Origin of the sequence: Actinomadura meridiana (assembly GCF_039537545.1) — a bacterium.
GTDB lineage: Bacteria > Actinomycetota > Actinomycetes > Streptosporangiales > Streptosporangiaceae > Spirillospora > Spirillospora meridiana.
In genome coordinates this window covers 807,519-832,902 of sequence record NZ_BAABAS010000005.1, presented here as the reverse complement: position 1 = coordinate 832,902, position 25,384 = coordinate 807,519, and the positions used below count along the sequence as shown (strand labels likewise).

21 protein-coding genes and 1 tRNA gene are annotated in these 25,384 nt (G+C 70.9%); 4 read left to right on the top strand and 18 right to left on the bottom strand.

What is annotated here, in order from left to right; translation table 11 throughout:
* Positions 1–217 precede the first annotated feature (217 nt).
* Complete coding sequence (locus ABD808_RS13130) at positions 218–784, top strand: DUF4352 domain-containing protein (RefSeq protein ID WP_344895144.1); 567 nt, start codon at positions 218–220, stop codon at positions 782–784.
* 105 nt (positions 785–889) lie between these two features.
* Here the strand turns inward: ABD808_RS13130 and ABD808_RS13125 are convergent, their stop codons facing one another.
* The 6 genes from ABD808_RS13125 to ABD808_RS13100 form a co-directional block, all read right to left on the bottom strand.
* Positions 890–1,747: an ABC transporter ATP-binding protein gene (locus ABD808_RS13125; RefSeq protein ID WP_344895141.1), complete on the bottom strand. Its 858-nt coding sequence runs from the start codon at positions 1,745–1,747 to the stop codon at positions 890–892.
* Positions 1,737–2,477 carry an ABC transporter ATP-binding protein gene (locus ABD808_RS13120; protein ID WP_344895406.1) on the bottom strand — a complete coding sequence of 247 codons (741 nt, stop codon included), beginning with the start codon at positions 2,475–2,477 and terminating at the stop codon, positions 1,737–1,739. The genes ABD808_RS13125 and ABD808_RS13120 overlap by 11 nt, the downstream gene beginning before the upstream one ends.
* A 47-nt stretch (positions 2,478–2,524) precedes the next feature.
* Complete coding sequence (locus tag ABD808_RS13115) at positions 2,525–3,700, bottom strand: branched-chain amino acid ABC transporter permease (protein WP_344895138.1); 1,176 nt, start codon at positions 3,698–3,700, stop codon at positions 2,525–2,527.
* Positions 3,697–4,662, bottom strand: a complete 966-nt coding sequence (locus ABD808_RS13110) for a branched-chain amino acid ABC transporter permease (protein WP_344895136.1) — start codon at positions 4,660–4,662, stop codon at positions 3,697–3,699. Before ABD808_RS13110 ends, ABD808_RS13115 begins: the two co-directional genes overlap by 4 nt.
* A gap of 175 nt (positions 4,663–4,837) precedes the next feature.
* Complete coding sequence (locus tag ABD808_RS13105; protein ID WP_344895134.1) at positions 4,838–6,001, bottom strand: branched-chain amino acid ABC transporter substrate-binding protein; 1,164 nt, start codon at positions 5,999–6,001, stop codon at positions 4,838–4,840.
* 301 nt (positions 6,002–6,302) lie between these two features.
* Positions 6,303–6,941: an ANTAR domain-containing response regulator gene (locus ABD808_RS13100; RefSeq protein ID WP_344895131.1), complete on the bottom strand. Its 639-nt coding sequence runs from the start codon at positions 6,939–6,941 to the stop codon at positions 6,303–6,305.
* 101 nt (positions 6,942–7,042) lie between these two features.
* Between ABD808_RS13100 and ABD808_RS13095 the strand changes: the two genes are divergently transcribed.
* Positions 7,043–7,115 (top strand) — tRNA-Leu (locus tag ABD808_RS13095).
* Between the two features lie 214 nt (positions 7,116–7,329).
* Here the strand turns inward: ABD808_RS13095 and pyk are convergent.
* Both pyk and ABD808_RS13085 read right to left on the bottom strand, forming a co-directional pair.
* Positions 7,330–8,760, bottom strand: a complete 1,431-nt coding sequence (gene pyk, locus ABD808_RS13090) for a pyruvate kinase (RefSeq protein WP_344895128.1) — start codon at positions 8,758–8,760, stop codon at positions 7,330–7,332.
* A 102-nt stretch (positions 8,761–8,862) separates the two neighbouring features.
* On the bottom strand, positions 8,863–9,420 hold the full coding sequence (locus ABD808_RS13085; RefSeq protein WP_344895125.1) for a type 1 glutamine amidotransferase domain-containing protein: 558 nt from the start codon (positions 9,418–9,420) through the stop codon (positions 8,863–8,865).
* Positions 9,421–9,489: 69 nt separating this feature from the next.
* Here ABD808_RS13085 and ABD808_RS13080 point away from each other — a divergent pair, with 69 nt between their 5' ends.
* Positions 9,490–10,173 (top strand): helix-turn-helix domain-containing protein, encoded by a 684-nt coding sequence (locus ABD808_RS13080; protein ID WP_344895122.1) that lies wholly within the window; start codon positions 9,490–9,492, stop codon positions 10,171–10,173.
* Between the two features lie 17 nt (positions 10,174–10,190).
* Here ABD808_RS13080 and ABD808_RS13075 read toward each other — a convergent pair whose 3' ends face one another.
* Positions 10,191–11,063, bottom strand: coding sequence for a hypothetical protein (locus ABD808_RS13075; RefSeq protein ID WP_344895119.1), 873 nt, complete (start codon positions 11,061–11,063; stop codon positions 10,191–10,193).
* Between the two features lie 335 nt (positions 11,064–11,398).
* Between ABD808_RS13075 and ABD808_RS13070 the strand changes: the two genes are divergently transcribed.
* Positions 11,399–12,826: a pyridoxal phosphate-dependent decarboxylase family protein gene (locus tag ABD808_RS13070; RefSeq protein WP_344895116.1), complete on the top strand. Its 1,428-nt coding sequence runs from the start codon at positions 11,399–11,401 to the stop codon at positions 12,824–12,826.
* Positions 12,827–12,925: 99 nt separating this feature from the next.
* On the opposite strand, the gene ABD808_RS13065 is transcribed toward ABD808_RS13070, so the two are convergent.
* The 9 genes from ABD808_RS13065 to ABD808_RS13025 all read right to left on the bottom strand — a co-directional run bounded on the left by ABD808_RS13065 (position 12,926) and on the right by ABD808_RS13025 (position 25,372).
* The gene (locus ABD808_RS13065; protein WP_344895113.1) at positions 12,926–14,389 is read right to left on the bottom strand and encodes a glutamate synthase subunit beta; all 1,464 of its coding nucleotides are present in this window, start codon (positions 14,387–14,389) and stop codon (positions 12,926–12,928) included.
* A 19-nt stretch (positions 14,390–14,408) separates the two neighbouring features.
* Positions 14,409–19,001, bottom strand: a complete 4,593-nt coding sequence (gene gltB / locus ABD808_RS13060; protein WP_344895110.1) for a glutamate synthase large subunit — start codon at positions 18,999–19,001, stop codon at positions 14,409–14,411.
* Positions 19,002–19,193: 192 nt separating this feature from the next.
* Positions 19,194–20,225 (bottom strand): hypothetical protein, encoded by a 1,032-nt coding sequence (locus ABD808_RS13055; RefSeq protein ID WP_344895107.1) that lies wholly within the window; start codon positions 20,223–20,225, stop codon positions 19,194–19,196.
* A gap of 11 nt (positions 20,226–20,236) precedes the next feature.
* Positions 20,237–21,037: a hypothetical protein gene (locus ABD808_RS13050; protein WP_344895104.1), complete on the bottom strand. Its 801-nt coding sequence runs from the start codon at positions 21,035–21,037 to the stop codon at positions 20,237–20,239.
* An 87-nt stretch (positions 21,038–21,124) separates the two neighbouring features.
* Entirely contained in the window at positions 21,125–21,826 is a 702-nt protein-coding gene (locus tag ABD808_RS13045; protein WP_344895101.1) for a VIT1/CCC1 transporter family protein, read from the bottom strand.
* Between the two features lie 3 nt (positions 21,827–21,829).
* Positions 21,830–22,936: a prolipoprotein diacylglyceryl transferase gene (gene lgt / locus ABD808_RS13040; protein WP_344895098.1), complete on the bottom strand. Its 1,107-nt coding sequence runs from the start codon at positions 22,934–22,936 to the stop codon at positions 21,830–21,832.
* Between the two features lie 41 nt (positions 22,937–22,977).
* Positions 22,978–23,793, bottom strand: coding sequence for a DsbA family protein (locus ABD808_RS13035; protein ID WP_344895095.1), 816 nt, complete (start codon positions 23,791–23,793; stop codon positions 22,978–22,980).
* A 254-nt stretch (positions 23,794–24,047) separates the two neighbouring features.
* The gene (locus tag ABD808_RS13030; RefSeq protein ID WP_344895092.1) at positions 24,048–24,821 is read right to left on the bottom strand and encodes a DsbA family protein; all 774 of its coding nucleotides are present in this window, start codon (positions 24,819–24,821) and stop codon (positions 24,048–24,050) included.
* A gap of 59 nt (positions 24,822–24,880) precedes the next feature.
* A complete protein-coding gene (locus ABD808_RS13025) occupies positions 24,881–25,372 on the bottom strand; it encodes a vitamin K epoxide reductase family protein (RefSeq protein ID WP_344895089.1) in 492 nt (163 codons plus the stop codon).
* Positions 25,373–25,384: the final 12 nt, after the last annotated feature.

Here is a 25,384-nt window from a genome sequence, read left to right as displayed (position 1 = left end):
AGCGTGGATCGGAACGGCCCGGGGTCACCGAGTAGACAACGTACGCGCCCGGGGAAGGTTCGTACGGCCCCAAAGGTGACCCCGGGTCAACGCATGTCCGGGGACATTCGAGCCACACCCGGTGCGACACCGGTGTAGGTCCGTTGGTGGTTGCGGTTGCGTTGCGAAACGTCCCAGGCCGTTCAGGTGCGCGCCGTTCGGTCGTAGCGTCCGACATATGCGCCTCCGTGACACACGTCCGTGGGCACCCGCCGCGATCGTGCTCGGCTCCGCCGTCGTCGCCGCCGCCGTCGCGCTGCCGGGCGGCTCCGGGTCCGAGCACGCCACGACGACGCCCACCTACCATCTCCCCGCCGAGAAGGTCCGGGAGAGCGAGGCCGTCCCGGAAGGTAAGACGGGACGCAGCGCCGACATGCTGTACACCGTCATCGGCTTCCGCGAGGGCATGACCGAGGTCATGGGAACCCACGCCGCGATGGAGTCCCGAGGGACGTTCACCCGGATTCGGCTTCTGGCCGTGAACGCCGGGCGCGACATTCAGGTTTTCGACGTCTGGCAGCAGCGTCTGGTCATCACCGGAGGGAAGGTGCTGTCGCCCGACGTCAACGCGACCATGATCAAACGGCAGCCGGAGCGGTTGTCGGTCGGGGCGGCCATGCGCGTCGAGTTCGATCTGTGGTTCGACGTGCCGCGCGGTGCGAAGGTGGGGGCCGTCCGGCTGTACGGGTCGCCGCCGGTGGGCGCCGTCAGCGATCCCGATCCCGCCGAGATCGCGTTGCCCTGATCCCGGGCCTCAGCACGGCGGGGTGCCGTGAACGGCGACGCGCCCGCCCAGAACCGGCGAACCGGACTGGACGGGCGCGTATCGCGAACTGAGCCGTCGGCGGGGTCAGTCTTCCTCGGACTCCTCGGTGGTCTCCGCTGTCGCGACGTCGGATTTCGCGGACGCCGCATCGGAATCCGCGGACGCTGTGTCGGAATCCGCGGACGCTGTGTCGGAATCCGCGGACGCGACGTCCGGTGCCGGGGCCAGGTTCTCCCCCGACGCGCCGCCGAGGTACGCCGCGCGGACCTGCGGGTCGTCGAGCAGCTCGCCCGCCGGGGCCGACTTCACGACCCGGCCCGTCTCCAGCACGTACGCGCGGTGCGCGACCTGAAGCGCCTGCTGGGCGTTCTGCTCCACCAGCAGCACCGTGGTGCCGCGCCGGTTGATCTCCTGGATGATCGAGAAGATCTGCTGGACGAGCATCGGCGCGAGACCCATCGACGGCTCGTCGAGCAACAGCACCTTCGGCTTGGCCATCAGCGCGCGCCCGATCGCGAGCATCTGCTGCTCGCCGCCGGACATCGTGCCGCCCGCCTGGGTGCGCCGTTCGGCGAGCCGGGGGAACAGCTCGTACGCCTCCGCCAGTTCCTTGGACGAGTCGTCCTTCCGGGCGTAGGCGCCCATCAGGAGGTTCTCCTCCACCGTCATGCCGGGGAAGATCCCGCGCCCTTCGGGGGCCTGCCCGATGCCCGCCAGCACCCGCTTGTGACCGGGCATCCGGCTGATGTCCCTGCCGTCGAAGCGCACCGCGCCCGACGACAGACTGCGCAGGCCCGACACCGTCTTCAGCGTCGTCGTCTTCCCGGCGCCGTTCGCGCCGATCAGCGTGACGATCTCGCCCTGTTCGACGGACACCGAGATGCCCTTCAGGGCCGCGATCTTCCCGTAGTGGACGTGAATGTCGTCGATCTCAAGAAGCATCGGCCGGTGCCCCCAGATACGCCTCGATGACGCGCGGATCGTTCTGCACCTCGGCCGGCAGGCCGTCGGCGATCTTCTGCCCGAAGTCCAGGACCGCGACCCGGTCGCTGATGCCCATCACCAGGCTCATGTCGTGCTCGATGAGCAGCACCGTGACCCCGGTGTCGCGGATCCTGCGGATCAGCTCCTGGAGCGCGACCTTCTCCGCCGGGTTCATGCCCGCGGCGGGCTCGTCGAGCAGCAGCAGCTTCGGCTCGGTCGCGAGGGCCCGCGCGATCTCCAGCCGCCGCTGGTCGCCGTACGGGAGGTTCTTCGCCGCCTCCTCGCCGCGGTGCGGAATGCCGACCAGTTCCAGCAGTTCGCGGGCCCGTGCCCGGCCACCGCGTTCCTCCCGGCGGTGCCAGGGCAGGCCGAGGGCGGCGCCGACGAAGCCCGTCCGGTGGTGCGCGTCGGTTCCCACGAGGACGTTCTCGATCGCCGACATGTTGTGGAAGAGGCGCACGTTCTGGAACGTCCGCGCCACACCCAGCTTTGTGACGGCGTAGCGCTTCTTGCCGTCGATGCGCTTCCCACGGAACACCACGCGGCCCTCGGACGGCCGGTACACACCGGTCGTCACGTTGAAGACCGTCGTCTTCCCGGCGCCGTTCGGGCCGATCAGCGCGAAGATCTCGCCCTCGCCGATCGTGATGTTCACCTTGTTGAGCGCGACCACGCCGCCGAACCGCATGACGATGTCGCGCAGCTCGAGGACGGGCGTGGCGCTCTTCGTCTCGCTCACTTGCCCTCCTCCAGCGTGTCGGTCGGACCGAAGTCGGACCCGACCGGTCCGGCCACCTCGGCCCCCATGCTGCCCATGCCGCCGGTGCCCTCGGCCAGTTCGGCCTTCCGTTGCCGGGACGGCCACAGCCCCTCCGGACGGAAGATCATCATGGCCACCAGCGCGGCACCGAAGATCAGCATCCGGTAGTCGTGCAGGAACCGGAAGCGCTCGGGCAGCCACGCCAGCACCGCCGCGCCCAGCATCGCGCCGGGCAGGTTGCCGGAACCGCCGAGCACCACACCGGCCAGGATCAGCGCCGACACCAGGAACTCGAAGTTCAGCGGGGTGATCGACGTCTGCTGCGACGCGAACACCACGCCGCCGCTGCCGCCGATCGCGGCGCCGATCGCGAACGCGGCCAGCTTGAACTTGAACGTCGGGACGCCCATCAGCTCGGCGGCGTCCTCGTCCTCGCGGATCGACGCCCACGCGCGGCCGACGCGCGACCGCTCCAGTCGCTTCACGAAGATGATCGCGACGATGATGAACAGGAGCAGCAGGTAGTAGTACGGCCGGGAGTCCAGCAGCCCGTACTTCAGGGGCTGCACGCCGAAGATCTCCCACTCCGACAGCGACGGCGGGTGCGGGATGCCCTGCACGCCACGTGGGCCGTTGACGTAGTCGAGGTTGTTGGCCGTCCGTTTGACGATCTCACCGAAGCCGAGCGTGACGATCGCCAGATAGTCGCCGCGCAGCCGCAGCGTCGGGGCGCCCAGGATCACGCCCGCCAAGGCCGAGAAGCCGATCGCCAGACCGAGCGACTCCCAGAACGTCCAGTGGTACTTCGTCGCGAAGATCGCCATCGTGTACGCGCCGACGGCGTAGAACGCCACGTATCCGAGGTCGAGCAGGCCGGCCATGCCGACCACGACGTTCAGGCCGATCGCCAGGAGCACGTAGATCGCGATCTGGGTGCTGAGCATCCCGGGCCAGTCGACACCGCTCGGCGCCATGAACCCGCCGATCGACTCGCTCGGCAGCAGCAGGCCACCGATGATCAGCAGGCCGTAGACGAGCCAGCGCACCAGGCCCGGCGCGTCGGCCCAGGCGTCGCGGAGCGGATCGAATGAGAGCATGCCGCGGACCTGGGCCAGTCCGCCGGTTCCGTTTCCGTTCTTGGAGAGGTTCATGCGCGCGCCTGCTGGAGGGACTCACCGAGGATGCCGGTGGGACGGAACATCAGGACCAGGATCAGCAGGGTGAACGCGACGACGTCGCGCCACTCCGATCCGAACAGACTCGACCCGTACATCTCCAGCAACCCCAAAGTGAAGCCGCCGGCGAGCGCTCCGCGGATGTTGCCGATACCGCCGAGCACCGCCGCGGTGAACGCCTTGATGCCGAGCAGGAACCCGACGAAGTAGTTCGTGGTCTCGAACCGCAGGAAGTACAGCGCCGCGGCGACCCCGGCCATGATCCCGCCGACCAGGAACGTCACCGAGACGACCCGGTCGATGTTGACGCCCATCAGGACCGCGGTCTCCGGGTCCTGCGCCGTGGAACGGATGCCGCGGCCGAGCTTCGTCCGGTTCACGAACTGGTCCAGCGCGACCATCATCAGCACCGCGCCGACGAAGATGATCAGTTGGTCGTTGCGGATCACGATCCCGCCGGTGTCCACCACGTTCGTGAGGTGTTTGAAGTGCTCGTTGACGTCGAGCTTGCCGCCCTCCTTCGACGTGCCGAAGATCCAGCGGACCCCCACCGTGCCCATCAGCTGCTGGATGAAGATCGACGCGCCGATCGCGGAGATCAGCGCCGCCAGCCGCGACGCCCCTCTCTTGCGCAGCGGCCGGTAGGCCGTCACTTCCAGCAGCATCGCGCCGCCGCCCGCGACCGCGCCCGCCACGACGGCCATCAGCACCACGACGCCGATCAGGGCGAAACCGCCCACGTCGGAGACGCCCATGGTGCGCGCCGTCCACAGCGCGGCGAAAGTACCGACCATGAAGACGTCGGCATGCGCGAAGTTGATGAGCCGGAGCACGCCGTAGACCATCGTGTAGCCGAGCGCCAGCAGCGCGTAGATCGCGCCCAGCGCCAGCCCGTCGATGGTCGACGGCCAGAATTGATTGATGAAGTCGTCGAGCACCTTCGGTCGCCTTCGTCGAAAGGAGCGGGAGCGCTGTAGCGCTCCCGCTCCCGCGCCATCAGGGGCCCCCGGAACGGGGGGCGATCGGTGAACCTTTCATCGGACCGGTCGCGCGGACCCATCGCCCGCGCCGACCGGCCCCGCATGAAAGTGCTCAGGCCAGGCGTGGTGACGCCTAGGAAGTGGCCTTCGCCTCACCGCTGTTGCCGAGGAGCACGATCTTGTTGCCCTGCACCTCGTAGATGAAGATGTCCTGCGCGGCCAGCTCGCCCTTGGCGTCGAACTTGATCTGCTTTCCGACGCCCTGGAAGTCCTCGGTCTTGAGGAACTCGTTGATCTCCTCGGGCTTGGTCTTGCCGGCCTTGATCGCCTCGATGAACGCGGTCGCCGCGTCGAAGCCCTCGGTCGAGTAGATCGCGACCTCGGAGTTGTACTTCGCCTTGTAGTCGTCGGCGAACTTCTTGGCCTTGGCGTTCGTCTTGCCGGAGGCGTCGATGAGGCAGCCACAGCTCAGCAGCGCGCCCTTCGCGTTCGCCTCGCCCGCGCCCTCGATCAACCCGGCGGCGACCGAACCGTCGCCCGACATCATCTTGCCCTTGTAGCCGCCCTCGCGGAGCTGCTTGAACAGCCGTCCGGCGACCGCGTAGTAGCCACCGAAGTAGACCGCGTCGGGCTTGTACTGGTTGATCTTGTTGACGGTGGAGGAGTAGTCCGTCGCCTTGTCGTCCACGGCGTCCGACTTGGTCTCCACGCTCTTGGCGCCCGCGGCCTTCGCGATGGCGTCGGTGAGGCCCTTGCCGTAGGCCTGGTTGTCGGAGACCAGGTACAGCTTCTTCGCCCCCGAGTTCACCAGGAAGTTCGCGGCGCCCGCGCTCTGCACGGCGTCGTCGGCGACCACCCGGTGCCAGAACTTCCGGCCCTTCTCGGCAAGCTCGATGCTCGTCGCCGACGGCGACACGCTCGGGATCTTCGCCTCTTCAAGGATCGGGTCGACGCTCTCGGACTCACCGGAGAAGGCGGGCCCGATCAGGCCCACGATCTTGTCCTCCTTGACCGCGCCCTGCGCCTGGGTCGTGGCCTGCTCCGCCTTGCCCTGGCTGTCATACGTCTTGAGCTTGATCTTGACCTTGGGGTTGGTGGCGTTGTACTGGTCGATCGCCAGCTGCGCGCCCTGCTTGGGCGGAATCACCAGACCCGAGTTCTCACCGGTCAGGTCACCCATGAACCCGATCGTGACCTCGTCGCCGCCGCCACTGCCACCCTTATCGTCATCGCCACCGCAGGCCACGGCGCTGAGCGCGAGCGTCGCGCTCACCACCACCGCGCCGGCGATCCTCATCTTGTTGCGCCGCAAGGTGCCCAACCTTTCCATCCGGATCCGGGAGAGGAACGGGTACGAGTCAGCCCCGGGCGCCGATGCTCGGTTGGAGAAATCGGTCACTCGGGGACCAGATATGTCGTACACCGTGGACCCGCCCCAGAACAGGACCCCCGGATAGAAGGGTTACTCGTTCGTTACAGCCCCGTGCTCATCGGACACCCTGCATTAACAGGGATGATTACGCACAGCGACCATTCGGGCCCGGTCCGGAACTTCGCCATTGGCCCTTGACAACGCCCGCACTGACAGCGATAAGGAGTCAACCCGTGGCGGACTCGCCGCCCTGCGGCCCGTTGTCGCCCGAGCCGCCCTCGCGCGGACCGCCCGTCGCGCCCTCGACGACCGCCTCCGCGACGGCCCGCATCGTGAGGCGCCGGTCCATGGACGTCTTCTGGATCCAGCGGAAGGCGTCGGGCTCCGACCACCCGTGGGCCTGTTGCAGGAGGCCCTTCGCGCGGTCGACGACCTTGCGCGTCTCCAGCTGCTCCTTCAGACCCGAGACCTCCGCCTCCAGCGCGCGCAGCTCGGTGTACCGGCTCACCGCCATCTCGATGGCGGGCGCGAGGTCGGTCTTGGAGAACGGCTTGACGAGGTAGGCCATCGCCCCCGCCTCCGTCGCCCGCTGGACGAGTTCGCGTTGCGAGAACGCGGTCAGGATCACCACCGGGGCGATCCGCTCCGCCGAGATGCGCTCCGCGGCGGAGATGCCGTCGAGGACAGGCATCTTGACGTCCAGGATCACCAGGTCTGGCCGGTGCTCCACGGCCAGCCGCACGGCGGCCTCGCCGTCACCGGCCTCCCCGACGACCTCGTATCCGTCCTCCTGAAGCATCTCCTTCAGGTCCAGCCGGATCAGGGCCTCGTCTTCCGCGATCACAACTCGCCGAGCGCTCTCCACACCCCTGACCCTACCGAAACCCGCTACCCTGACCTGAGGAGCCCCCGTCAGGGCACTGCCCGGTTATCACCAACCTTCATGTCCGGTTTTTCCGGACATAGGCCCCGATATCCCAACGGCAGAGGAAATGTGCTCAAACCACATCAAGTGTGGGTTCGAATCCCACTCGGGGCACACCGACGGAGCCGCCGCCCGACCAGGACGGCGGCTTTGCCATGTCCGGCGTCCCGCGCGCCCTGGACGTCGCGGTAGCGGGGTGTGACGGGGCAGGCGTCGCGTTTCCGGAGCGTCGTGGAAATGAGATCAGGCGGTGATCGGCGACGGTGCCGCCGGGCCGGGCACCGCGCGGGTCGAGGCGCGCGGTGACCGGTGAGGAGCCAGTGGCGGGTCAGTGCTGGACGGTGATGGCGTCGCCGATGATGTGGACGCGCAGCGCGTTCGTCGATCCATGGGTGCCGGGGGGCGAACCGGCGACGACGACCACCTTGTCGCCCTTCTGACAGCGGCCCAGCTCCAAGAGGGCCTGCTCGACCTGCGCGAACATGGCGTCGGTGTGGTCGGCGTGCGGGACGACGAAGGTCTCGACACCCCAGACGTGCGCGAGGCGCCCCCGGACGGCGGGCACCGACGTGAACGCCAGCAGCGGGATCGGGGACCGGTAGCGCGACAGGCGGCGGGCCGTCTCGCCGGACATCGTGAACGCGGCCAGCGCCTCGGCGTGCACGATCGCGCCGACCTCGGCGGCCGCGCGGGCGATGGCGCCGCCGACCGTCTCGGGCATCCGGTGCAGGGTGTGGGTGGCCTGGAGGGCGGCCTCCTCGGCGGTCTGCACGATGCGGCTCATCGTCAGCACCGACTCGATCGGGTACTGCCCGACGCTGGTCTCGCCGGAGAGCATGACGGCGTCGGCGCCCTCGAAGACGGCGTTGGCGACGTCGGAGGTCTCGGCGCGGGTGGGACGCGGCGCGGAGATCATGGATTCGAGCATCTGGGTGGCGACGATGACCGGCCGGGCCTTCTCGCGGCACAGCTCGATGGCGCGCTTCTGGACGATCGGGACCTGTTCGAGCGGCAGCTCGACGCCGAGGTCGCCGCGGGCGACCATGATGCCGTCGAAGGCGGCGACGATCTCGGGGAGGCGCTCCACGGCCTGCGGCTTCTCGATCTTGCCGATCAGCGGGACCCGGACGCCCTCCTCCTCCATGATCTGGTAGCAGATGTCGGCGTCGGCGGGAGTGCGGACGAAGGACAGCGCGACGAGGTCGACGCCGAGGCGCAGCGCCCAGCGCAGGTCGCGCTCGTCCTTGTCGGTGAGCGCGGGAACGCTGACCGGGACGCCGGGCAGGTTCAGTCCCTTGTTGTCGGAGATCATGCCGCCGACGGTGACGGTGGTGCGGACGTGGTTGCCGTCGACGCCGGTGACCTTGAGGGCGACGCGGCCGTCGTCGATCAGGACGCTGTCGCCCGGGCTGACGTCGCCGGGCAGGCCCTTGTAGGTGGTGGACACCTCACGGCGGGAGCCGGGGACGTCGTCGGTGGTGACGGTGAACTCGTCGCCGACCGTGAGCCGGACGGGGCCGTCGGGGAAGCGCCCGATGCGGATCTTGGGGCCCTGTAGGTCCGCGAGGATGCCGACGCCGCGCCCGGTGGCGTCGGCGGCGGCCCGGATCCGGTGGAACACCGCCTCGTGGTCGGGGTAGTCGCCATGGCTCATGTTGAGCCGGGCGACGTCGATCCCGGCCTCGACGAGGGCGGTGATCTGCTCGGTGCTGGAGCAGGCGGGGCCGATGGTGCTGACAATCTTCGCTCGACGGGTCACGCCATAACCGTACTTAGTTACCCGCCGGTAGGTATGTTCATGCAGGATATGGTCTCCCGCGGTTCACCCAGTGGTCTAGGTCAGAGGTCTAGACCACAGGGGTCAGCGCTGGAACACCTCCACCGCGGCCTGGCCGAACGCCTTGAGATCATCGGGCTTGCGGCTGCTCACGAGGACGTTCGGGCCGTCCTCGCAGATCTCGACCTCCTCGTCGACCCACGTCGCCCCGGCGTTGCGCAGGTCGGTCCGGAGACTCGGCCACGAGGTGATGGTGCGGCCCCGGACGACGTCCGCCTCGACGAGCGTCCACGGGCCGTGGCAGATGACCGCCACGGGCTTGCCGGCGTCGAAGAACGCCTTGGCGAAGGCGACGGCCTTCGGGTCCATGCGCAGGAAGTCGGGGTTGGCGACACCGCCGGGCAGGACGAGCCCGTCGAACTCCCCCGGATCGGACGCGGCGACCGTGGCGTCGACGGGGAAGGTGTCGCCCTTGTCGAGATGGTTGAACGCCTGGATCTCACCGGAGGAGGTGGAGATCAGCCGGGGCGTGCCCCCGGCCTGCTGGACGGCCGTCCAGGGCTCGACGAGTTCGACCTGCTCGGTGCCCTCGGGCGCGCAGAGGAACGCGATGGTCCGGCCCTGGAGATCATGGTTCGACATGGTGAAAGCTCCTGGTTTGGATGGATTTCCTCTGCCCCTGCCCGTGCGCGCGGATGGTATGCAGGAAGGGTGAATCCGACCGCGTATCGGGAGTATCCGGCGCCGGGGCTGGCGTGCTCGTGGACGGCGGCGCTGCCGCCGGACGCCGAGCCGTTCACGCAGCGCGTCGTGCCCGACGGGTGCGTCGATCTCATCTGGTCGGCGGACGGGCTCCTGGTGGCGGGGCCGGACACCGGGCCGATCCCGGCGGTCATGCGGCCGGGCGACGCGGTGGCGGCGGTGCGGTTCGGGCCGGGCACGGCGCCGCCGGTGCTGGGCGTCCCGGCGGACGCGATCCGCGACGGGCGGCTCCCGTTGCGCGAGCTGTGGGGCGGCGACGCCGACCGGCTGGCCGCGACTGTGGCGACGGCGCCCGACCCACGCGCGGCGCTGGTCGCGGCGGTCCAAGCGCGGATACGGCCCGTGGATCCGCTGGTCGGGGCGGTGCTGGCGGGCGTCGTGGAGCGTTCGGTGCGGGACGTCGCCGACGATCTCGGCATCAGCGAACGGCACCTGCGACGGCGTTCACTGGCGGCGTTCGGCTACGGGCCGAAGACGTTGCAGCGGGTGTTGCGGTTCCAGCGGGCGCTGAGCCTGGCGCGGGCGGGCGAGCCGCTGGCCGGGGCGGCGTTCGCGGCGGGCTACGCCGACCAGGCGCACCTCGCGCACGAGGTGCGGGACCTGGCGGGCGAGCCCGTCCGCAACCTGCTGTGACCCGAACCTGATGTGGTTCAGGGCTTGAGACGGCCGTAGGCGCGCAGGGTCCTGAGCCGTTCGACGGTGATGTGGCCGCGCCACTCGGGTCGGGTGATCGGCGTCCAGATCGGGAAGGCGACATTCCACCCGCCGTCGTCGTCCTGCGCGTCGACGAGGGCGTCGAGATGGGCGTCGATGGTGTCGGCGGTGAAGAGTCGGCGTCCGTACCCGTCCGGGGTGGGGGCGAAGTCGAGCGGGGTGTGGTGCGCGCCCTCCGCGTCGGGATCGAGGGCCGCGGCGAGGGCGTCCCGGACGCGGATGAAGGCGGCCTCGGCGCGGTCCCGGTCGGGGACGTGGTCGAGGAACGTGAGGATGGACAGCGCGTCGTACGCGCCCGGTTCGTCGGCGCCGTCCTCCAGGTGGCGCCAGCAGAAGTCGGTGGCGGGGCCGAGCCAGGGGTGGCGCGACCCGGCGCGGTGCAGCATCCCGGCGAGGCTTCCCGTGGGGTTGATGGCGCCGGGCGGGTCGTCCTGCGTCTGCCACCACGGTGCGTGCGGTGTGTCACGGACGCTGGGCAACACGAACGGGGCTCCCCCACCATGCTTGGTGATCGACGACAGGTAGTCGCCGATGCGGGTCGCGGCGGGGTCGTCGTCGGCGCCGCACTGGTGAAGGACGTCAAGGGCGTGCTGCGCGGGGACGGGTTGGCTGCCCTCGCCGCGCAGGTCGGGTTCGAGGGCGTGGCCGTAGCCGCCGTCGGGGTTCTCGTAGGCGCGCAGGGCGGCGAGGACGGGTCCGGCGGGCCCGCCGCCGAAATGGAGGGCGAACCGGTGCCGGTCGATGAGACGGCCGTTGACGCGCATGAACGCGGCCGCGCGGTCGAGGCCGATGCGGGTGAGAACCTTCATGCCGCCAACGCTAGGGGCGGCCGGATCCGGCCGTCTTGTAGGAAACGGACACCACACGAAGCGGATGCGACACGAGCGGGCACGGGTGGGCCCGGCCACCCCAGCGGTGGGTGGCCGGGCCCCTGAGGTCCCGCGCGCGGGGGGTTGCGGGAGCGGGCGGTTCGCGGCGGCGCGCCGGGTCTCGGGCCGTCCGGACGCCGCGTGGTGAACCTGGGCGGGACGGTAGCCGACGGGCCGGGAGACTACAAGTGGGCGCCCGGTGCGGGCGGTCCGGCGGTCGCTCGGGGGACGTGGGCTGTTCCGGTGAGGGGTGCGTTCGTGGTCTGCTGTGCGTCATGAGTGATCCGCTTGACGAACGTGACGTGGCAGGTGAGCCGCTCGCCGTGGTGGCGGGGGCGGCGGGACCGTATCTGGACGGGCTCGCGGAGCGCCCCGTGCACGATCGGTCACAGGACACCCTGCTGGACGAGTTGGGCGGGCCGCTGCCAGAACGGGGCGACGGAGCGGTCGCGGCCGTGGAACACCTGGTCAGGCTGGGGACTCAGGCGGCGACGCACTCGTCCGGCCCGCGCTGCTTCCATTTCGTGGTGGGCGGGGCGACCCCGGCGGCGATGGCGGGCGACTGGACGACCTCGCTCCTGGACCAGGGCGCGGGCCTGTGGGTGCTGTCACCGCTCGCGACGAAGGCGGAGACCGTCGTCCTGGGCTGGCTGAAGGAGCTGTTCGGGCTGCCCGCGTCGTTCGGCGGCGTGCTGACGCCGAGTGCGACACTGGCGCACGTGACGGGCCTGGCGTGCGCCCGCTACTGGTGGGCCGACCAGTACGGCGTGGACGTGACGTCCCGTGGCCTGGCGGGTCTCCCGCCGATGCCGGTGTTCAGCAGCGGCCTGGTGCATGTGAGCACCCGGAAGGCGTTGCAGATCCTGGGCTGCGGACGCGACACGGTCCGGACGTTCGCGAAGGACGACGCCGGACGGCTCGACCTCGCGGCGATGGACGCGGAGCTGGCGCGCGTCGACGGCCGCGCCGTGATCGTGGCGAACCTCGGGGACGTCAACACGGGCGACTCCGACCCGATTCCCGAGCTGGCCGACCTGGCGGAACGGCACGGCGCGTGGCTGCACGTGGACGGCGCGTTCGGCGTCTTCGCCGCCCTGTCGCCCCGGACCGCTCATCTCGCGGCCGGATTGGAACGTGCCGATTCGGTGACGGCGGACGGGCACAAGTGGCTGAACGTGCCGTACGAGAGCGGATTCTCGTTCGTCCGCGACCCGGAGCTGATGACGCGGACGTTCGGCGCGTGGGGCGCGGCGTACCTGCCGGACGAGGACGACGAGCGGATCAACTACAACACGCTGGGCCCGGAGTCGTCGCGGCGGGCGCGGGCCCTGCCGATCTGGGCGACGCTGCGCGCGTACGGGCGCGACGGCTACCGCGCGATGGTGGAACGGCACCTGGACGTCTCCCTGCACCTGGGCGACCTCGTCGAGAAGGCGCCCGACCTGGAGCTGCTCGCGCCGGTGCGGCTGTGCGTCGTGTGCTTCCGGTACCGTCCGGACGGCGTCCCGGAGGAGCGCCTGAACGAGCTGAACGCGCGGCTCGGTGAGGCGCTCCTCGCGGACGGCCGCGTCTTCGCGGGGACGAGCACGTACCGGGGCATGACGGTCTTCCGGCCCGCGCCGCTGAACTGGAGGACGACCAAGGCCGACGTGGAACTCCTGGTGGACGTCCTCCGGGAACTCGGCGCGCCCATGACCGGCTGACCGGTCAGGTCGCGCAGTCGTTCCAGGGCGCGCGCGACGACCCGGGTCCCGAGAAGCGAACGCTTTCGGGCCCCGGGCCGTCAGGGTCAGGCGGTGCGGTCAGGCGATGGGACGGGCGGTCGGCGGGATGGGATACGGCAGCGACGTCTCACCGGTGAGGTGGGCGTCGACGGCGTGCGCGGTGGCGCGGCCCTCGGCGATGGCCCACACGATGAGGGACTGGCCGCGGCCCATGTCGCCCGCGGCGAACACGCCGTCCACGGACGTCCGGTAGTCGCGGTCGCGGGCGACGTTGCCGCGCTCGTCCAACTCGACGCCGAGCTGGTCGAGCAGGCCCTCGCGCTGCGGGCCGAGGAAGCCCATCGCGAGCGTGACCAGCTCGGCGGGGATCTCCCGCTCGGTGCCCTCGACCGGCTGGAACCGGGTCTGCGGGCCGCCGACCTCCACGAGCCGCAGCGCGCGGAGATTCCCCTCGTCGTCGCCGACGAACTCGGTGGTGGACACGGCGTACACGCGGTCGCCGCCCAGGTCGGCGAGTTCCTCGTGGGCGCTCTCGACCTTGAACAGCATCGGGTACGTCGGCCACGGCTGCGCGTCCGGACGGGTCTCCGGCGGGCGCGGCATGATCTCCAGCTGGGTGACGGACGCGGCGCCCTGCCGGATCGCGGTGCCGAGGCAGTCGGCGCCGGTGTCGCCGCCGCCGATGACCACGACGTGCTTGCCCTGCGCGGAGATCGGCGACTCCTCGAAGTCGCCCTCCTGCACGCGGTTGGACGGCGGCAGGTACTCCATCGCCTGGTGCACGCCGTTCAGCTCGCGTCCGGGGGCGGGCAGGTCGCGCCACACGGTCGCGCCGCCCGCGAGGACGACGGCGTCGTGGCGCGCGCGCAGCTCGTCGGCCGTGATGTCGACGCCGACGTCCACCGACGTGACGAACACGGTGCCCTCGGCGCGCATCTGGTCGAGACGCCGGTCGAGGTGCCGCTTCTCCATCTTGAACTCGGGGATGCCGTAGCGCAGCAGGCCGCCGACGCGGTCGGCGCGCTCGTACACGGTGACGTCGTGTCCGGCGCGGGTGAGCTGCTGCGCGGCGGCGAGGCCCGCGGGCCCGGAACCGACGACCGCGACGCTCTTTCCCGTCCTGGTGGTCGGCGGCTGCGGACGCACCCAGCCCTCGGCGAACGCCCGGTCGATGATCTCGACCTCGACCCGCTTGATCGTCACCGGGTCCTGGTTGATGCCGAGGACGCAGGCGCTCTCGCACGGGGCGGGGCACAGCCGCCCGGTGAACTCGGGGAAGTTGTTGGTCGCGTGCAGCCGCTCGATCGCCTCACGCCAGTCCGAGCGGTGGACGAGGTCGTTCCACTCGGGGATGAGGTTGCCGAGCGGGCAGCCCTGGTGGCAGAACGGGATGCCGCAGTCCATGCAGCGGCTCGCCTGCTTCTCCAGCCGGTCGTGGCCGAAGTCCTCGTAGACCTCGGACCAGCTCCGGATCCGCACGTCGACCGGGCGGCGCTTCGGGAGCTCCCGCCGGACGGTCAGAAAACCCTTCGGGTCGGCCATGTGAAGGAGTCCCCCTCTCTCAGCTCTGCGCGGCGGCCATGACGGCCTCGTCGACGTCGCGGCCCTCGGCCTCGGCCTCGGCCATGGCGGTCAGCACGCGCCGGAAGTCCCGCGGCATGATCTTGGTGAAGCGGGTCGCGGCGGTCGCCCAGTCGTCCAGCAGGCGGCGCGCGACGGCGGAGCCCGTCTCGGCCAGGTGCCGTTCGACCAGCGTCCGGACGTCGTCCACGTCGCCGGAGTCGAGCGGTTCCAGGTCGACCATGTCGCCGTTGACGCGGTCGGGCACCAGGTCCAGGACGTAGGCGATGCCGCCGGACATGCCCGCCGCGAGGTTGCGTCCCGTCGCACCGAGGATGACGGCGCGGCCGCCGGTCATGTACTCGCAGGCGTGGTCGCCGACGCCCTCGACGACGGCGGTGGCGCCGGAGTTGCGGACGCAGAACCGCTCGCCGACGATCCCGCGGGCGAACAGCTCGCCCGAGGTCGCGCCGTACAGGATGACGTTCCCGCCGATGATCTGCTCCTCGGCGGCGAACCCGGCGTCCGCCGGGGGACGCAGCGTCAGCCGCCCCCCGGACAGGCCCTTGCCGACGTAGTCGTTGGCGTCGCCGACGAGCCGCAGCGTGATGCCCCGCGGCAGGAACGCGCCGAACGAGTTGCCCGCCGACCCGGTGAACGTGATGTTGATCGTGTCGTCGGGCAGGCCGTCCGCGCCGCGCTCCCGGGTCAGCTCGTGCCCGAGCATCGTCCCGACCGTGCGGTTGATGTTGCGGATGGGCAGTTCCAGGTTGACGCGGGTGCCGTGCTCGACGGCGCCCTCCGACAGCTGCATCAGCGTGTTGTCGAGCGCCTTCTCCAGGCCGTGGTCCTGGACGGTGGTGCGGCGCAACGCGGCGCCGTCCGGGACGTCGGGCGCGTGCAGGATCGGCGCGAGGTCGAGCCCGGACGCCTTCCAGTGCTCGACGGCCTCGCGGGTGTCGATCAGCTCGACATGCCCGATCGCCTCGTCGAGCGTCCGGAACCCGAGGGCCGCCAGGTACTCGCGGACCTCCTCGGCGATGAACTCGAAGAAGTTCACGACGAACTCGGGCTTGCCCGAGAACCGCTGCCGCAGAACCGGGTTCTGCGTGGCGACGCCGACCGGGCAGGTGTCGAGGTGGCAGACCCGCATCATGACGCAGCCCGACACCACGAGCGGCGCGGTCGCGAAGCCGTACTCCTCCGCGCCGAGCAGCGCGGCGACGACGACGTCGCGGCCGGTCTTCATCTGCCCGTCGGTCTGCACGACGATGCGGTCGCGCAGGCCGTTCAGCAGCAGCGTCTGCTGCGTCTCGGCGAGGCCCAGCTCCCACGGCGCGCCCGCGTGCTTCAGCGACGTCAGCGGGGACGCGCCGGTGCCGCCGTCGTGCCCGGAGATCAGCACCACGTCGGCGTGCGCCTTGGACACCCCGGCCGCGACCGTGCCGACCCCGACCTCAGCGACCAGCTTGACGTGGACGCGCGCCGCCGGGTTGGCGTTCTTCAGGTCGTGGATGAGCTGCGCCAGGTCCTCGATGGAGTAGATGTCGTGGTGCGGCGGCGGCGAGATGAGGCCGACGCCCGGCGTGGAGTGCCGGGTCTTGGCGATCCACGGGTACACCTTGTGGCCTGGCAGCTGGCCGCCCTCGCCGGGCTTGGCGCCCTGCGCCATCTTGATCTGGATGTCGTCGGCGTTGGTGAGGTACTCGGAGGTGACGCCGAACCGGCCGGACGCGACCTGCTTGATCGCGCTGCGGCGCAGGTCGCCGTTGGCGTCCGGGACGAAGCGGGCCGAGTCCTCGCCGCCCTCGCCGGTGTTGGACTTGCCGCCGAGCCGGTTCATCGCGATCGCGAGGGTCTCGTGCGCCTCGGCGGAGATGGACCCGTACGACATCGCGCCGGTGGAGAACCGCTTGACGATCTCCGCGACGGACTCGACCTCGTCCAGCGGCACCGGCGCCCGCTCGCCCTCCTTCAACCGGAACAGGCCGCGCAGCGTCATCAGCCTCTCGGCCTGCGAGTCGACGGAGGCGGTGTACTCCTTGAAGATCTCGTACCGGCGGGTGCGGGTGGCGTGCTGGAGCTTGAACACCGTGTCCGGGTTGAACAGGTGCGGCTCGCCCTCGCGGCGCCACTGGTACTCGCCGCCGACCTCCAGCGTCCGGTGCGCGAGGTCGTTGCCGCCCGGCGGGTAGGCGCGGGCGTGCCGCTGGGCGGCCTCGCGGGCCAGCACGTCGAAGCCGACGCCGCCGAGCCGGGACGTGGTCCCGGTGAAGCAGCGGGACACGACCTGCTCGCCGAGCCCGATCGCCTCGAAGATCTGCGCGCCGGTGTAGGACGCGACCGTGGACACGCCCATCTTCGACATGACCTTCAGGACGCCCTTGCCGTACGCCTTGACCAGGTTCCGGACGGCCCCGTTCACGTCACGCGCCGCGTCGCCGCCCTCGATGGCCCCGCTGCGGACGAGGTCCTCGACGGTCTCGATCGCCAGGTACGGGTTGATCGCGGACGCGCCGTATCCGATGAGCAGCGCCATGTGGTGGCACTCGCGGGCCTCCCCGGTCTCGATGATGAGGCCGACGCGCGTGCGGGTCTTCTCGCGGATCAGGTGGTGGTGGACGGCGCCGGTCAGCAGCAGCGACGGGATCGCGGCATGCGCGGAGTCGGCGCCGCGGTCGGACAGGACGATGATCCGCGCGCCGTCCTCGATCGCCCGGGTGACCTCGGCGTTGATCTCCTCAAGACGGGACTGGAGTGCCTCTCCCCCACCGGCCACGTCGTACAGGCCGTGCACGACGTGGGCGCGCAGGTGCGGCAGCGACCCCTCGTCGTCAATGTGGATGATCTTCGAGAGCTCGTCGTTGTCGAGGATCGGGGTCGGCAGCACGAGCCTGCGGCACGACTCGGGCCCCGGCTCCAGCAGGTTGCCCTCCGGGCCGAGCGTCGACTGCAACGAGGTGACGAGCTCCTCGCGGATCGCGTCCAGCGGCGGGTTCGTGACCTGCGCGAACAGCTGCTTGAAGTAGTCGAACAGCAGCCGCGGACGCTCCGACAGCACCGCGATCGGCGTGTCGGTGCCCATCGACCCGATCGGCTCGGCGCCGGTCCGCGCCATCGGCGTCAGGATGATCCGCTGCTCTTCGAGCGTGTAGCCGAACGACTGCTGGCGCTTCACCAGCGTCTCGTGCGTCGGGATCTCCCGCTCGCGGCGCGGCAGCTCCTCGAACCGGACCAGGCCCTCGTGCAGCCACTCGCCGTACGGGTGCGCGGCGGCCAGCTCGGCCTTGACCTCGTCGTCCTCGACGATCCGCCCGGCGGCGGTGTCCACCAGGAAGATCTTGCCGGGCTGGAGGCGGCCCTTCCGGACGACCTTGGCCGCCGGGATGTCGAGCACGCCCGCCTCGCTGGCCAACACGACCAGGCCGTCGTCGGTCACCCAGTACCGGCCGGGCCGCAGGCCGTTACGGTCCAGGACGGCGCCCGCGACCGTTCCATCGGTGAAGCTGACGCTGGCGGGGCCGTCCCACGCCTCCATCAGCGTCGAGTGGAACTCGTAGAACGCGCGGCGCTCGGCGTCCATCTCGGCGTGGTTCTCCCACGCCTCCGGGATCATCATCAGCACGGCGTGCGGCAGCGACCGGCCGCCGAGGTGCAGCAGCTCCAGGCACTCGTCGAACGACGCGGTGTCGCTGGCCTCGATGTCGATCACCGGATAGATCCGGGACAGGTCGCCCGGGATCAGGTCCGACTCCAGCAGCGCCTCGCGGGCCCGCATCCAGTTCCGGTTGCCCTTCACCGTGTTGATCTCGCCGTTGTGGGCGATGAACCGGTACGGGTGGGCCAGCTCCCAGGCGGGGAACGTGTTGGTCGAGAACCGCGAGTGGACGAGGGCGATCGCGCTGGTGAACCGGCGGTCCGACAGGTCGGGGAAGAACGGCTCCAGCTGCGGGGTCGTCAGCATCCCCTTGTAGACGATCGTCCGGCTGGACAGGCTCGGGAAGTAGACCGCCACGTCCTGCTCGGCGCGTTCGCGCATGCAGAACACGACGCGATCCAGCTCCAGGCCCGTCGTGCCGTCGTGCGGGCCGCCGGGCTCGGCGGCGACGAACAGCTGCGCGAAGTGCGGCATGACCCGGCGGGCGGCGGGGCCGGTGAAGTCGGGATCGTGGGGAAGCTCACGCCACCCGAGGACCGTCAGGCCCTCCTCGGCGCACAGCGCCGCGACGTGCGCGGTCACGGCGGCGCGCTCGTCGACGTCGCTCGGCAGGAACGCGATGCCCGCCGCGTATGCACCCGGCTCGGGCAGCGGGAAGTCGCAGACCTCGCGGAAGAACGCGTCCGGAAGCTGGACGAGGATGCCGACGCCGTCGCCGTCGTCCGGCTCGGCGCCGACGGCGCCCCGGTGGTCGAGGTTCTTCAGGACGGTCAGGGCGTTCTGCACGATGTCGTGGCTCGTGCGGCCATGCAGGTCGGCGACGATGCCGACGCCACAGGCGTCGTGCTCGTTCGCGGGGTCGTAGAGGCCCTGGGCGCGGCCAGCGGCCGTCGCGCCGGGCGTGCGGGCAGCAGGTGTGAAGGCGGCAGCGGCCATCAACCCTCCCGTCGTCGTCGTGTCACTGCTTCGGAGTCAGTGCAGGCACGGGACGGCGTTGGCCCTGCTGCGGTGAGATGACATTACAGCACTGCCGGGATCATGCCCGGCTGCCCCAGATCGCGAAACTTCCGAGCGTGGATCCGACCGTGCGTCATCTCACAGTGGTTTAGACCAGTCTACCCGGGTCGATCAGTTTGAAGCGCGGGCGGCCCTGCCCAGAACGGCCGGGGCCTGCCCGCCCGCGATCAGCAACGACAGCAACGTCTCGTCCTTCTCGTCGCCCTTGCCGTCCACGCGCTCCGCCCACGTGACGACGGCGAAATGGCCCATGGCGAGACCGCGCGCCATGCCGAAGCCGCGTCCGAACCCGTCCAGCGGGGCGGGCGCCTCCAGCGGCCGGACGAAACCCGCGCCACGGGTCTTCTCCAGCGTCTCGACGAACCGGTCGGCGTCGGCCGACTGGGCCAGGTTGAACACCGCGACGGCCAGGGCGTGGTCGTCGTCGGCGTAGATCCCGCGGACCGCCTGCGTGCAGCCGCCCTCGCCCAGCACGTCACCGACGGTGCCGCCCCACACGGCGGCGGCGCAGTCGCCGTCCAGCCGCTTGGCCCGCAGCTTCACCTTCACGTCGCTGTCGGGGACCGCCAACTCGGTGGCGCTGGACGGGAACGCCTCCGCGATGGTCAGCGGCGCCGAGTCCGTGGAGCGGGACGCGATGCCCGCGTACGCCTCCGTCGTCGGGGAACTGGAGTAGGAGTCGGGCGACGGGCCCGTCCCGGCCGGTTTCCCGATCTTCGCGTGGGCAGTGACGCCCCCGTGGGCGGCGTCGCCGCCGTCCCGCAGGACCAGGACGCCCAGCCCGACGAGCACCAGCACGCCGAGCACGGCCGCCGCGCCGAAGTACAGCTTCGGCCCGTGCTGCTTCCCGCCGCGCCGTTTCTTGCCAGAGCGCTTCTTGCCAGCGCGCGGCGGCGGGACGGTCTCGTGGGCGTCGTCGTAGTCGGCGCCGTACTCGGACGACCCGTCGCCGACCGGGGCGGGCGGCGGCGGGGCGGGGCGTTCCTGGCGGGGCGGGCGGCGGGCCGGGGTACGGGAGCGCGGGGCGCCCGAGCGGCCCGGCGCCGACCGTCGCGGGCCGGGCCGTCCCATGCCGGACGGCCTGCCCTGACGGCTCACCGGCGCCCGCCGGGGGCCGCCGCGACGCGGTTCATCGGGATCCACGAACGCGCAGACTACTGGCCGGGCTTGCCCGTGGCGGCCAGGTCGAGCCGTCCGTACAGGAAGTCGGCCGCGTTCTCGATGACCAAACTCACGTCGATCATCTCGTTGAGCGAGCTGGGCTGCGCCCCGCCGGCCCGCTCCACCAGCGTGATCACCGCGTAGTGGCCGTAGGTCTTGGCGTAGGCGGCGCTGAACCCGGCCCCGGACGCGGGCACCCCGGGCGCCTTCAGCAGGGTCGGCCAGCCCGCGTCGGTGCGCGGGTCGAGGTCGCGGAGGACCTGCTTGACGCCCTCCTCGCCGTTCAGGTTGATCACGATGAACTGGCCGACGTGCTGCTTGTCGGCGCTCACGTAGGCGGACCGGACGATCTGGGTGCAGCCGAACTTGGCGAGGTCGCCCTGCAACCGGGCGCCCCAGGTCGCGGCCTTGCAGTCCGACGTCAGGTCGGACGCGGCGAGCGCGTAGGTCTGGCCGCCCGACTTCAGGTTCTTGGCGGAGAACGCCTCGCCCTCGGTGATGGCGCGGCCGTCGGCGGACCTGGCCGCGATCGAGCCGAAGCCCTCGCCGTCGTAGTCCGGCGTGTACGCGGTCGGCAGGACCTTGCGCGGGGGCGCCTTCTCCGTCCCGCCGCCGGTCAGCATCGTCACCGCCACGATCGCGACGGCGACCGCGACCAGCGCGGCGGCGCCGCCGAACAGGAGCTTCGGGCCGGGAAGCCGGCGGCCCGGTTTCTTGTCGTCGTCCGGCCAGAAGTCCCGGCCGCGGCCCTTGCGCCCGGCCTGCGGGGAGCCTGTGTCACGAGCCTCGATCACGCCCCGGAGCTTAGCGGCCCCGGCGCTCCCCGCGTGGCCAAAAGGGCGTTTCATCCAGATTCCTTTGGGGAAGGACGAACCGTCCTATCAGCCGGTGCCGATCAGCGCGCCGACCCCGTAGGTGATCCCCGCGGCGGCGGCGCCGAACAGCAACTGCCGCGTCCCGCCGAACCACCAGGCGCGGGTCGTGACCCGTGACACCAGGGCGCCCGCCGCGAACAGCCCCGCCGCCGCGACGCCCGCGGCGGGCCACAGCGACGACGCGCCCAGCAGGTACGGAAGCACCGGCAGGACCGCCCCGATCCCGAACGACAGGAACGACGAACCCGCCGCCAGCACCGGGGACGGCAGGTCGCCAGGTGTCACCCCGAGCTCCTCCCGGGTGTGCACCAGCAGGGCCTCGTCCGGGTCGCGCGACAGCTGCCGCGCGACCTCAGCCGCGGTCTCCGGGTCGACGCCGCGCGCCTCGAACACGCCCGCCAGCTCCCGCTCCTCGGCGCCCGGATGCCGGGCGAGCTCGCGCCGCTCGACCTCGATCTCCGCCTCCGCCAGCTCCGACTGGGACGCGACCGAGATGTACTCCCCCGCCGCCATCGAGAACGCGCCCGCCGCCAGGCCCGCGAGACCCGCCAGCAGGACGACCCGCTGGGTCGCGTGGCCGCCCGCCACACCGGCGATCAGCGCGAAGTTGGACACCAGTCCGTCCATCGCGCCGAACACGGCGGGCCGCAGCCAGCCGCCGGTGACGTCGCGGTGCTGGTGATGGCGTTCCGAGGTCCGGTCGGTCAAGCGTTACTTCCCGTCCTTGACGGGCTCGCCCTTCTCCAGCTCCACGGCGTCTTCGGCTTCCTCGGCGTCCTCCGCCTGGTCCGCGTCCTCCGGCCGCTCGGGCTTCTCGGGCTCGTCGGCCTCAGCGTCCGTGGGCGCGGGATCGTCCTGCTCGTCGGCGGGCTCCTCGGCCGCGTCCGCCGCGTCGTCCTTCGCCCTGGCCTCTGTCTCGGACTCGGACTCCGGTTCGGCGGTGGCCGGGGTGTCGGACACCGGCTCCGCGCCCGGCACGACGACGATCTCCGGGTCGGTGCGGCCACGGGCCTGGTACATGTAGGCGACGGCGGCGACGAACAGGAGGAACGACGTCCAGTCGTTCAGCCGCAGGCCGAGGATCTCGTGCGCGTCGTCGATGCGCAGCGCCTCGATCCAGGCCCGTCCCACCGTGTAGGCGGCGACGTAGAGCGCGAACGCGCGGCCGTGCGTGAGCTTGTAGCGCCGGTCAGCCCAGAGGATCAGAATCGCGACGCCCACGCACCACAACGACTCGTACAGGAACGTCGGATGGTAGTGGGCGATGTCGGCGTACTTCGGGTCGAGCGCGGGCCCGCCGTCCAGCACCGGACGGTGGCTCTCGTCGATGTCGACGGCCCAGAAGGCGTCCAGCGGCCTACCGTACAGCTCCTGGTTCCAGTAGTTGCCCCAACGGCCGATGGCCTGCGCGAGGACGATGCCCGGCGCGACGGCGTCGGCGAGCGCGAGCGCGGAGATTCCGCGCCGGCGGCACGCGATCACGGCACCGAGCCCGCCCGCCGCGACCGCGCCCCAGATGCCGAGGCCGCCCTTCCAGATCTCCAGCGCGCGGAGCGTGTCGCCGCCCTCGCCGAAATAACGCTGGTAGTCGGTGACGACGTGGTAGAGCCGCCCCCCCACGAGGCCGAACGGCACCGCCCACACGGCCACGTCGATGATCACGCCGGACGTGCCGCCCTTGGCCGCCCAGCGGCGTTCGCCCAGCCAGACCGCGACGACGATGCCAAGAATGATCATGACGGCGTAGGCGCGGATCGGGATCGGCCCAAGGTGCCAGACGCCCTGCGAGGGACTCGGTATATAAGCCAGCGGCTCCATGACCGCAGACGTTACCCCCTCCGGGACGCGATCCGCGCCGTCTACGGCGTCGCCGCGTCGCCGCCGGTCGCCCCGACGCTCGACCGCGCCCCACCGGACGCCGGGGCCCGCCCGCCGCCCGCCTCGGCGACGGCGTCGCGCAGCCCGTCCGGCGAGCCGAGCAGGTCATGGTCGACCTTCGCGCCGTTCAACGCCAGGTACGGCGTGGCGTCGACCCCGACCCGCCCGGCCCGGGCACTCGCCTGGTCGACCTGGTCGATCCGCTGGGACCCGGTGACGCACGTGGCGAAGTCCGGACCGGTGACGCCCAGTTCGGCGGCCCACGCGGTCAGGTTCTCGTTGGTGAACCCGAGATCGCCTTCCGCGGGCTGCTCGTTGAAGAGCCGGTCGTGGTACTGCACCCACCGGTCGGCGGGCAGGCACGCGGCGGCGTTCGCGGCCCGCCGCGAGTTCGACATCAGCGGCTCCTGCTGGAAGAGCTGGAACGGCCGGTAGACGACCTTGACCCTGCCCTCGGCGGCGAGCCGCTTGATCGTCCCGCCGACCCTGGCCTCCATCGCCCGGCACGCGGGGCACTGGAAGTCCTCGTAGACGTCCAGGACGGGAGTGGTCACGCCCGGCCGCGCCATCGCGACGGCGCCGTCCGGCTCCCGGGCCGTGGGGGCGAGCGGGCCCTCGTAGGAGTCGACCACGACCTCGTCGCCACCGCCACGGGACACGGCCACCACCACCGCCACGATCACCACGGCCGCCATCGCGACACCGCCGAGGACGACCAGCAGCAGCCGCTGCCGCCGCTGCCGGACCGCGATCCGCGCCCGTTCCCCCGTGGGCGGCTCCCACTGTTGCTGGCTCATCCCGATCCCCCGATCGCCGTACCCAGATCAACGCCGGACCCGAGCAGACACCGTGCCCGACCAGACACCGTGCCCGCTTAGGCACCGTGGTCAACCAGACACTGTGCGTAGTCGCTCGTTTACGCATGAGGGTAGCGGTGAGCCGGGGCTGAGTCCGGCGAAGCGGGAACGCGACGCGCCGCGCCGATCGTCGGGATCGGCGCGGCGCGGTCAGCCTGGTGCGGTGTGGCGGTGTGGCGATGTAGCGGGGCGGGCTACTTCCCGGCGGCGCGGGCGCCCTCGATGGCGGCGCGCAGCGCACCCGGGTTCATGATCTCGCCGCCCTGGAGCTGCTTGCCGTCCAGGAAGACGGACGGCGTGCTGTCGACGCCGCGCTGCTGCGCGTACTTGGTCATCGCGTCGACCTGCGGCTTCTTCTGCTCGTCCCGGACGCACTTCTCGAAGTTGGCGTCCTTGACACCGACGTCCTTGCCCCACTTGACCAGGTCGTCGGGCGAGAAGCCCTTGTCGCCCTCGCGAGGCTGGTACTTGTACAGCGCGTCATGGTAGGAGAGCCACTGCGGCGCCGGGACGCACAACGCTGCCTCCGCCGAGCGCAGCGAGTTGATCTTCACCGGGTCCTCCATCTGGCCGAACAGATGGAACGGCCGGTAGACGACCTTGACCTTGCCCTCCGCCGCCAGCTTCACGATCGTGTCGCCGCTGGTCCCCTCGAACTGCTTGCAGATCGGGCACTGGAAGTCCTCGAAGATCTCCAGGGTCGGCTTGGCCACGCCCGCGTTGGCCATCACGATCGAGCCGTCCTGCTGGCGGCTGAGCGGGGCGACCGCGCCGGTATGCGGCTCGGCCCGGCCGTTCTTGCCCTGGCGGTCGATGATCAGCACGGTCCCGACCACGATGACCGCGACCGCGACCACGGACCCGAGGACGATGGCGAGCAGCCGCCGCTGCTTCGCACGCGCCGCCTGCCGCTTGCGCTCGGAGGCCAGACGCTCCCGGGCGGACCGCTCACGTGCGGCCTTGCTCATGGGGTTTCTCCTATTGCGAGGGCGCCGCACCGCCACGGTGCGGCGCGGTCACGGCGAGACTAGTCGACTTGACCGATTCGCCGGAATTCGTCGATCAGAACGAGGATGAAGAGCAGGACGGTCACGGTGTGGACCCCGCTGCACCACAGGCAGATCTTGTGCAGGATCGCCAGTTCGACGGTGACGAGGTAGACGACGAAGAGCATGCCGATCGACACGCTCACCACCCGTCCCCACCGCAGGGGCGGCCAGGTCGACCGCAGCGCCCACGGCGTCATCAGCGCGGCGAACGCCACGAAGAACGCCAGGCCGAGCAGCGGCATGGGAACCCCGACCAGCGTCGAGTACTCGCTGGTCGTGACCGCGTGGCAGTCGACGGTCTTGGTCGCCGAGCACACCAGTGCCCCGTCGTTGTAGTGCGCGATCGTCAGGTACACGGAGATCCCGAACCCGACGAGCGTCAGGATCCAGGCCGCGACCTGCGACCATGCGGGCGGCAACGGCGGCGCGACCGTCCCGGCCCGCTCGTTCGCCGTCATCTCTTGCGTCATCGTGATCCTTTC

Excerpts from the sequence above, each read along its gene's own strand:
- ABD808_RS13130 (WP_344895144.1), top strand. The coding sequence starts at position 218 with ATGCGCCTCCGTGACACACGTCCGTGGGCACCCGCCGCGATCGTGCTC.
- ABD808_RS13125 (WP_344895141.1), bottom strand. The coding sequence starts at position 1,747 with ATGCTTCTTGAGATCGACGACATTCACGTCCACTACGGGAAGATCGCG.
- ABD808_RS13120 (WP_344895406.1), bottom strand. The coding sequence starts at position 2,477 with ATGCGGTTCGGCGGCGTGGTCGCGCTCAACAAGGTGAACATCACGATC.
- ABD808_RS13115 (WP_344895138.1), bottom strand. The coding sequence starts at position 3,700 with ATGAACCTCTCCAAGAACGGAAACGGAACCGGCGGACTGGCCCAGGTC.
- ABD808_RS13105 (WP_344895134.1), bottom strand. The coding sequence starts at position 6,001 with ATGAGGATCGCCGGCGCGGTGGTGGTGAGCGCGACGCTCGCGCTCAGC.
- ABD808_RS13085 (WP_344895125.1), bottom strand. The coding sequence starts at position 9,420 with ATGTCGAACCATGATCTCCAGGGCCGGACCATCGCGTTCCTCTGCGCG.
- ABD808_RS13075 (WP_344895119.1), bottom strand. The coding sequence starts at position 11,063 with ATGAAGGTTCTCACCCGCATCGGCCTCGACCGCGCGGCCGCGTTCATG.
- ABD808_RS13070 (WP_344895116.1), top strand. The coding sequence starts at position 11,399 with ATGAGTGATCCGCTTGACGAACGTGACGTGGCAGGTGAGCCGCTCGCC.
- ABD808_RS13065 (WP_344895113.1), bottom strand. The coding sequence starts at position 14,389 with ATGGCCGACCCGAAGGGTTTTCTGACCGTCCGGCGGGAGCTCCCGAAG.
- gltB (WP_344895110.1), bottom strand. The coding sequence starts at position 19,001 with ATGGCCGCTGCCGCCTTCACACCTGCTGCCCGCACGCCCGGCGCGACG.
- lgt (WP_344895098.1), bottom strand. The coding sequence starts at position 22,936 with ATGGAGCCGCTGGCTTATATACCGAGTCCCTCGCAGGGCGTCTGGCAC.
- ABD808_RS13035 (WP_344895095.1), bottom strand. The coding sequence starts at position 23,793 with ATGAGCCAGCAACAGTGGGAGCCGCCCACGGGGGAACGGGCGCGGATC.
- ABD808_RS13030 (WP_344895092.1), bottom strand. The coding sequence starts at position 24,821 with ATGAGCAAGGCCGCACGTGAGCGGTCCGCCCGGGAGCGTCTGGCCTCC.
- ABD808_RS13025 (WP_344895089.1), bottom strand. The coding sequence starts at position 25,372 with ATGACGCAAGAGATGACGGCGAACGAGCGGGCCGGGACGGTCGCGCCG.